The sequence below is a fragment of the Kitasatospora sp. NPDC056531 genome (assembly GCF_042794375.1).
Taxonomy (GTDB): Bacteria; Actinomycetota; Actinomycetes; order Streptomycetales; family Streptomycetaceae; genus Kitasatospora.
The window spans coordinates 6,122-12,639 of the sequence record NZ_JBHTTU010000116.1; the positions used below are offsets into that span (position 1 = coordinate 6,122).

Below are 6,518 nucleotides of genomic sequence, written 5' to 3' on the forward strand. Positions count from 1 at the left end.
GCTCAGCACTGGGGGCGGCGGCCGTGGTTGGCCCCGCGCCTGGCCCGGGCCTTCTTCTTGCGGCGGCGCTTCGACGACATGGCGACTCCTCTCGCGACCGGGTCCCCCGGGTCTTCCACCGTTCCACACCCGGCCCGCCCCGGCCCGTCGAGGCCCCGATCAGGCGGTGGTGCCCGCCAGGGCGGCACGCCAGGCGGGGCTGTCGACGTAGTGGTTGTCGAAGCGCTCGGCGGAGGCGGCGATCGCGCCCGGGTCGCTCTCGCCGCGCATGACGCGCCCCAGCAGGCGCAGGTAGTCGAAGCGGTCCATGCCGGGGGTGAACATGAACAGCACGTCGGCCTCGGCGCCCGGGGCGGCGGCGAAGGCGTGCGGGGTGTGCGGGGGCACGGCCAGGAAGTCGCCCGCGTCCAGGACGGTGACCTCCTCGCCGACCAGCACCCGCAGCGAGCCGCTGATGACGAAGAACAGCTCCCACGCCCGGGTGTGGAGGTGCGCGGGGGCCCCGACGGCGCCCTCGGCGAAGGTGGAGCGGTAGACGGTGAAGCCGCCCTCGCCGGGGGCCGTTTCGGCGAGCAGGGTCATCGTGGCGCTCGGGTCGGCGCAGGTCTCGGCCTCGGCGCGGCGGGCCAGGACGGGGGCGGGGGCGGGGGCGGTGTTCTTCATCGTCGTCATGTGACCAGGCTAGGCGGGGAAAGACCCATGACGATGGGGCAATCGATCATCATTTCTGCGGGTCAATTCCGCTCGCGGGGCCCGTGGCAGACCGGCGCCGACCTGGGCCTGCGCACCCCGGAGGGGTTCGAGCGCCGGCGCGCCGCCGGGCCCGCCTGAGCCCGGGGGTCACCCGGCCGCCGCGCCCGCCATGTCCCGCACCACCGCGCGCAGCAGCCGGTTGAACGCGGCGGGCTGCTCCTCGTGGATCATGTGGCCGGAGTCCTCGACGATGTGCAGGCTGCCGTGCGGGGCGAGGTCGGCGAGGGTGCGGGAGACCTCCAGCGGGATCTGGGTCTCCTGGTCGCCGTGGAGGAAGGCGATGGGCAGGTCGAGGGTGGGGAGCAGGCCGCGCGGGTCGTAGGTGGCGGCTTCGGTGAAGAGGTTGTCGATGGCGGGGCTGGAGTCGAGGATCTGCGCGATGGTGCGCTGGTGCAGTTCGGGGCTTGCCGCGGTCCCGTACCAGGTGGGGATCCACTCCCGGACCAGGGCGGCGCGGTCGGCGGCGAGGCGGGCGCTGAGTTCGCGCAGTTCGGCGACCATGCCGGTGCCGGGCCAGTGGCCGGAGCCGTCGACGGAGACGACCCCGCCGACGAGTTCGGGTGCGGCCGCGGCGGCCGCCAGGGCGAAGGTGGCGCCGATCGAGCTGCCGACCAGGACGGGTGAGTCGAGGTCCAGGATGTCGATCAGGCAGAGCAGGTCGGCGACGTTGGTGGCCAGGGTGTGGCCGTCCTCGGGGCGGTCGGAGCGGCCGCAGCCGCGGCAGTCGAGGGCGATCACCCGGTGGTCGGCGGCGAGGTCGGCGAGCTGGGCCTCCCACACCTGGCCGCTGGTGGCCCAGCCGTGGACGAACACCAGCGGGCGGCCGGCGCCGTGGTCGCGGTAGAAGAGTCGGGTGCCCTGGACGGTCGCGTACGGCATGGTCGGTGCCCCTTCGGTCGGTCGCGGCCCGGGTGCCGGGCCGGTGTGCCGGGTTCTTGCTGACGGGGTCCAGTCCACCGCGTGGGGCGCGCCTGTCCAAGGCGCATCCGGCTCCTACACTCATCAGGAATCGTGATCAATGAGGGGGCGGGTGTGGAGCTGCGGCAGGTCCGGTACTTCCTGGCGGTCGCCGAGGAGTTGCACTTCGGGCGGGCGGCCGAGCGGCTGCGCATCGTCCAGCCGACGGTGAGTCAGCAAGTGCGGCGTCTGGAGCGCGAGTTGGGTGTGGAGTTGTTCGACCGCACGACCCGCGCGGTGGCGCTGACGGCGGCGGGCGGCGCGTTCCTGCCGCACGCCCGGGCGATCCTGGCGGCCGAGCGGGCGGCCGTCGAGGCGATGGCCGAGCAGCGTGGCGAGCTGGCGCAGGTGCTGCGCATCGGCACCAACATCGGGCTGGGCGCGCGACTGGAGCGCCTGCTCGCGGCACTGGCCGAGCAGGCCCCGCAGCTGGCGGTGGAGCTGTGCAGCGCGCGGGCGTCGGTGCGCCTGCAGCAGGTGCGCGACGGGGAGTTGGACGCGGCCTTCGTGCGCGGCCTGGACCGCAGCCCGGGCCTGGAACTGCTGCCGGTGTGGCCGGATCCGCTGGTGGCGGCGCTGCCGGCGGACCACCCGCTGGCCGCGGCCGAGGCGGTGGCGGTGGCGGATCTGGCCGCGCTGCCGCCGCGGATCGCGCCGCGCGAGGCCAACCCGCACCTGGTGGACCTGGTCACCGGCGCCTGCCGGGCCGCGGGCGTGGAGCCGCTGCTCGGGCCGGAGTTCACCACCGACCAGGACACCCTGGCCGCGATCGGCGCGGGCCGGCCCAGCTGGACGGTCTTCTACGCCTCCCAGGCCGAGGTCCTGCCGAGCGGCCGTACGGTGTTCCGCCCCTTCGCCGAACCGCTGGCCCTGCGGACCTATCTGGCCGTGCGCCCCACCGCGTCCTCGCGCCGGCTGGCGCCGCTGCTGGAGGCCTGCCGGAGCATCGCGGGGGCGGCCGGGCTCTAGGTTCCGCCTGCCTTCCCGGGCCGCCGCCCTGGTCCCCGCCGGGCCGCCGCCTCGGCGGCTGCCGTCAACGGTGGTGAAAAGAGCCATAACTGACGGTCCATCGGAGCTGTCTAAAGTGGGCGGTATGAAGACCGCGCTGGTACTCGCCGCCGCCCTCGCCCTGTCCGCCTCCCTCGCCGCCCCTTCCGCCTCCGCCTCGGCCTCCACCGCCGCCGATCCGCTGGACCGCCTGCGCCACCAGGAGCTCGCCTGGAAGCCCTGCCAGGGGCCGCAGTTGGCCGCTGCCGGGGCCGAGTGCGCGACGCTGACCGTCCCGCTCGACTACCGCGAGCCCACCGGCCGCACCCTCGCGCTCGCCGTCTCCCGCATCCGCGCCGCCGACCCCGCCAAGCGGCGCGGCATCCTGCAGACCAATCCCGGTGGACCCGGCAACCGGGGGCTGGACATGCCCGCCGCACTGCGCGAGCGGATGGCGCCCGAGACGGCGGCGGCCTACGACATCATCGGCATGGACACCCGCGGCGTCGGCGCCAGCGGCGGACTCGACTGCGGTCTGAACCACGGCAGTTGGCTGCGCTCGGTCGGCACCGACCCGGCCGGTTTCCGGCAGGCCTGGCGCCTCGCCAAGGCCGACGCCGACGCCTGCCGGAACAAGTACCCCGACCTGCTGCCCCACCTGAGCACCCGCAACATCGCCCGCGACGTCGACCTGCTGCGCGCGGCCCTCGGCGAGCGGCGCACCTCCTTCTTCGGCCAGTCCTACGGGGCGCTGCTGGGCGCGGTGTACGCGCAGCTGTACCCGCAGCGCGTCGACCGCCTGGTCCTGGACAGCGCGCTGGACCCGGCCCGGTACGGCATCCACGCGTTCCAGGACATGGGCGCGGCCAACGAACGGGCGCTGGACGACTTCGCCGCCTGGGCCGCGCCGCGCGACGGCCAGTACGGCCTGGGCGCCACCCCGGCGGCGGTGCGGGCCGGTGTCGAGGGCCTGGTCCGCCGCGCGCAGGCGGCGCCGATCGCGGTCGACGGTTTCCGACTCGACGGCTACCTGCTGCCGTTCCTGCTCACCGTCTGTCAGGGCGACGACCGCGACAGCGCCGACTACGCGGGCGTGCTGCGCCAACTGCTGGACGCGGCGGACGGCAAGCCCGTCCAGGCGAGCCCGGCCCTGCACGAGCTGCTGACCACCGTCCTCGTCCCGGACCCCGACGGCGGCGCCGACCTCGCCGCCGCGATCGGCATCCTGTGCGACGATGTCGCGATGCCGCGCTCGCAGCGGTGGTACCGCGAGGCCGTCGAACGCTCCCGCCCCAGCCAGCCGGTCTTCGGCCCGGTGTTCAACGCGCCGACCCCGTGTGCCAGTTGGCGCCGGGCCCCGCGTGAGCCGTTCGTCGAGGTGCGCAACGCGGTGCCCGCGCTGCAGATCCAGTCCACCGGCGACACCCACGCCCCCTACCCGGGCGCCCTCGCCCTGCACGCCCGGATGAACGGCTCCCGGCTGCTCACCGTCCCCGGCCGGGTCCACACCGTTTACCTCAACGGATACCGTCCGTGCGCCCAACAGGCCGTCGACGCCTACCTGTTGACCGGCGCCCTGCCCGCGGCCGACGCCACCTGCTGAGCGCCGCCCTCACTGGCCCACCCGGCCGTCCACGCACTCGCGCAGCAGGTCGGCGTGCCCGCAGTGCCGGGCGTACTCCTCGACGCGGTGCACCAGCAGCTCCCGCACGGCGATCCCGCGCTTGCCCAACCGCTCCCCCAGGTCGGGGTGTTCGGCCAGCGCGGCGTCGGTGGCGGCCTGCTCCCGCGCCAGGTCGCGCCACGCGGCCTCGACCACGGCCGCATCGGCCACCGCCTCGTCGAAGTCGGCGTCCCGCGCGCCGTACAGCTTCGGCAGCGGCTCGCCGTCGGTGATCCAGTTGCGCCAGTCGCGCTCCACCTCGGCCAGGTGCCGCACCAGCCCGAGCAGCGACATCGTCGACGGCGGCACCGAGCGCCGGGCCAGCTGCCCGGCGTTCAGGCCCTCGCACTTCATCCGCACGGTGATGCGGTAGTTGGTCAGATATTCCGCCAGTGTGGCGAGTTCGCCGTCCGGCGGGGGGCCGTCGCTGTCGCGGGGGTCGTCGGCCGGATCGGCCCACATGTCGGGGTAGACGCTCGCCTGGGTCCATCGCTCGGTCTGCTCGGTCATACTTCGCATGCTCTCCCGCAACGGCCTCCTCCCGCCATCGAGTTACCGCCTGCTGCTTGACGGCCCCATGAACACATTCGAGGACTCCGGAACCGGGGAGGAGCACGGCCGCGAGCGCGGTCTCTAATTCCTCGCCCCCGCCCGCAGGAACCGCAGGAACCCGGCGACCGCCGGCGCCGTGCGCTGTCCCCTTCGCGTCGCGGTGTAGACGTGCCGCACGGGGGTGTCGTCCGGGTGCAGGGGTACCAGGGCGATGTCGGGGCGGGCGGCGCGGGCGGCCAGGGAGGGGATGAGGGTGGGGCCCATCCCGGCGGCGACCAGGCCGAGTTTGGCGGTCCAGGCGCCGACGGCGTACTCGATCCGGGGTTGGAAGCCGCTGCGCAGGCAGGCGGCGAGCAGGGTGGTCTCGGGGTGGCGGCGGGCGGCGATCCACGGTTCGTCGGCGAGTTCGACCAGTCGCAGGCGGCGTCGGCGGGCGAGGCGGTGGCCGCGCGGCAGGGCGACCAGCACCGGGTCGTCGAGCAGGGGCCGCAGGTCGAACTGGGCGGTGTCGTAGGCGTCTTCGGGGTCCGTGGCGTAGGTGGCGACCACGGCGAGGTCGATCGCGGCGTCGGCCAGTTGGTCCAGCAGGTGTGCCGAGAGCCCCTCGGTGAGGCCGATCTCCACGTGCGGGTGGTCGGCGTGGAAGGCCGCGAGGGCGCGGGGGACGAGTTCGGCGTTGGCGCTGTCGAAGGCGCCCACGCGCAGCCGTCCGGCGCTCAGGTCGGTGAGCGCGGCGAGGTCGCGCCGGGTGGTGTCCAGGCGGTCCAGCAGGGCTTCGGCGTGCGGGAGCAGCGTGCGGCCGTGCTCGGTGAGCCGTACGCCGCGGGCCAGTCGGTCGAACAGCGGGGTGCCCAACTCGGTTTCCAGGGTGGCGATCTGCCGGGAGATCGCGGACTGGGTGAAGCCGAGGCGCTCCCCGGCGGCGGTGAAGGAGCCCAGGTGGGCGACGGTGCGGAAGACGTCCAGCCAAGCCATGTCCATTCCGCATGGCTATCATGCGAGACATTCGTTTGTCGCCTGGCTGGTGGCTGCCTAGCGTGGTGGCCATGGAGAAGATCGCTTTTCTGGGGCTGGGCCGGATGGGGCAGCCGATGGCCCGTCGCCTCGCCGCCGCCGGCTACCCGTTGACCGTCTGGAACCGTTCGCCCGGCCGTGCCGAGGGCCTCGCGGAGGCCGGGAGCCCGGCCGAGGCGGTGGCCGGGGCGGACGTCGTGGTGACCATGCTGTCCGACCCGGCGGCGCTGGCCGAGGTGGCCGGGCGGTTCACGGCCGCCCTGGCTCCGGGCACGCTGTGGATCGACATGTCCTCGGTCGGGCCGCGCGCGGTCGCCGAGTTGCGTGCCCAACTGCCGGACGGCGTGGGCATGGTGGACGCGCCGGTGATGGGCAGTGTGGGCCCGGCGGCCAGCGGGGACCTGGCGGTGTACGCGGGCGGCGAGGACGCGGACCTGGAGCGCGCCCGGCCCGTCCTGGAGCACCTGGGCCGGGTGCGGCGCTGCGGCGGCCCGGGTGCGGGGGCGGCACTGAAGGTGGTGATGATCGGCGCGATCGTGGCCTCGGTCACGGTGGTGGGCGAAGTGCTGGCAGCGGCCGGGGAGTTGGGCGT

8 protein-coding genes are annotated in these 6,518 nt (G+C 74.6%); 4 read left to right on the top strand and 4 right to left on the bottom strand.

All coding sequences use genetic code 11. The features are described from left to right. Nucleotides 1-159: 159 nt before the first annotated feature. Nucleotides 160-672 carry a cupin domain-containing protein gene (locus ACFQ87_RS40230; protein ID WP_380615918.1) on the bottom strand — a complete coding sequence of 171 codons (513 nt, stop codon included), beginning with the start codon at nt 670-672 and terminating at the stop codon, nt 160-162. Between the two features lie 27 nt (nt 673-699). Here ACFQ87_RS40230 and ACFQ87_RS40235 point away from each other — a divergent pair, with 27 nt between their 5' ends. After that, on the top strand, nt 700-831 hold the full coding sequence (locus tag ACFQ87_RS40235) for a hypothetical protein (protein ID WP_380615919.1): 132 nt from the start codon (nt 700-702) through the stop codon (nt 829-831). Between the two features lie 9 nt (nt 832-840). Here the strand turns inward: ACFQ87_RS40235 and ACFQ87_RS40240 are convergent, their stop codons facing one another. Then, nucleotides 841-1,632: an alpha/beta fold hydrolase gene (locus tag ACFQ87_RS40240; RefSeq protein WP_380615920.1), complete on the bottom strand. Its 792-nt coding sequence runs from the start codon at nt 1,630-1,632 to the stop codon at nt 841-843. Between the two features lie 153 nt (nt 1,633-1,785). Here ACFQ87_RS40240 and ACFQ87_RS40245 point away from each other — a divergent pair, with 153 nt between their 5' ends. Both ACFQ87_RS40245 and ACFQ87_RS40250 read left to right on the top strand, forming a co-directional pair. Continuing rightward, nucleotides 1,786-2,679 carry a LysR family transcriptional regulator gene (locus ACFQ87_RS40245; protein WP_380615926.1) on the top strand — a complete coding sequence of 298 codons (894 nt, stop codon included), beginning with the start codon at nt 1,786-1,788 and terminating at the stop codon, nt 2,677-2,679. Between the two features lie 124 nt (nt 2,680-2,803). Continuing rightward, nucleotides 2,804-4,300: an alpha/beta hydrolase gene (locus tag ACFQ87_RS40250; protein ID WP_380615921.1), complete on the top strand. Its 1,497-nt coding sequence runs from the start codon at nt 2,804-2,806 to the stop codon at nt 4,298-4,300. Nucleotides 4,301-4,309: 9 nt separating this feature from the next. On the opposite strand, the gene ACFQ87_RS40255 is transcribed toward ACFQ87_RS40250, so the two are convergent. Beyond that, entirely contained in the window at nt 4,310-4,870 is a 561-nt protein-coding gene (locus ACFQ87_RS40255) for a DUF664 domain-containing protein (RefSeq protein WP_380615922.1), read from the bottom strand. A 123-nt stretch (nt 4,871-4,993) separates the two neighbouring features. Beyond that, a complete protein-coding gene (locus ACFQ87_RS40260; RefSeq protein WP_380615923.1) occupies nt 4,994-5,893 on the bottom strand; it encodes a LysR family transcriptional regulator in 900 nt (299 codons plus the stop codon). 65 nt (nt 5,894-5,958) lie between these two features. Here ACFQ87_RS40260 and ACFQ87_RS40265 point away from each other — a divergent pair. Beyond that, nucleotides 5,959-6,518, top strand: a 560-nt coding sequence (locus tag ACFQ87_RS40265) for an NAD(P)-dependent oxidoreductase (protein WP_380615927.1), incomplete at its 3' end; no start/stop codon positions are given.

Excerpts from the sequence above, each read along its gene's own strand:
- ACFQ87_RS40230 (WP_380615918.1), bottom strand. The coding sequence starts at position 672 with ATGACGACGATGAAGAACACCGCCCCCGCCCCCGCCCCCGTCCTGGCC.
- ACFQ87_RS40235 (WP_380615919.1), top strand. The coding sequence starts at position 700 with ATGACGATGGGGCAATCGATCATCATTTCTGCGGGTCAATTCCGCTCG.
- ACFQ87_RS40240 (WP_380615920.1), bottom strand. The coding sequence starts at position 1,632 with ATGCCGTACGCGACCGTCCAGGGCACCCGACTCTTCTACCGCGACCAC.
- ACFQ87_RS40250 (WP_380615921.1), top strand. The coding sequence starts at position 2,804 with ATGAAGACCGCGCTGGTACTCGCCGCCGCCCTCGCCCTGTCCGCCTCC.
- ACFQ87_RS40255 (WP_380615922.1), bottom strand. The coding sequence starts at position 4,870 with ATGACCGAGCAGACCGAGCGATGGACCCAGGCGAGCGTCTACCCCGAC.
- ACFQ87_RS40260 (WP_380615923.1), bottom strand. The coding sequence starts at position 5,893 with ATGGACATGGCTTGGCTGGACGTCTTCCGCACCGTCGCCCACCTGGGC.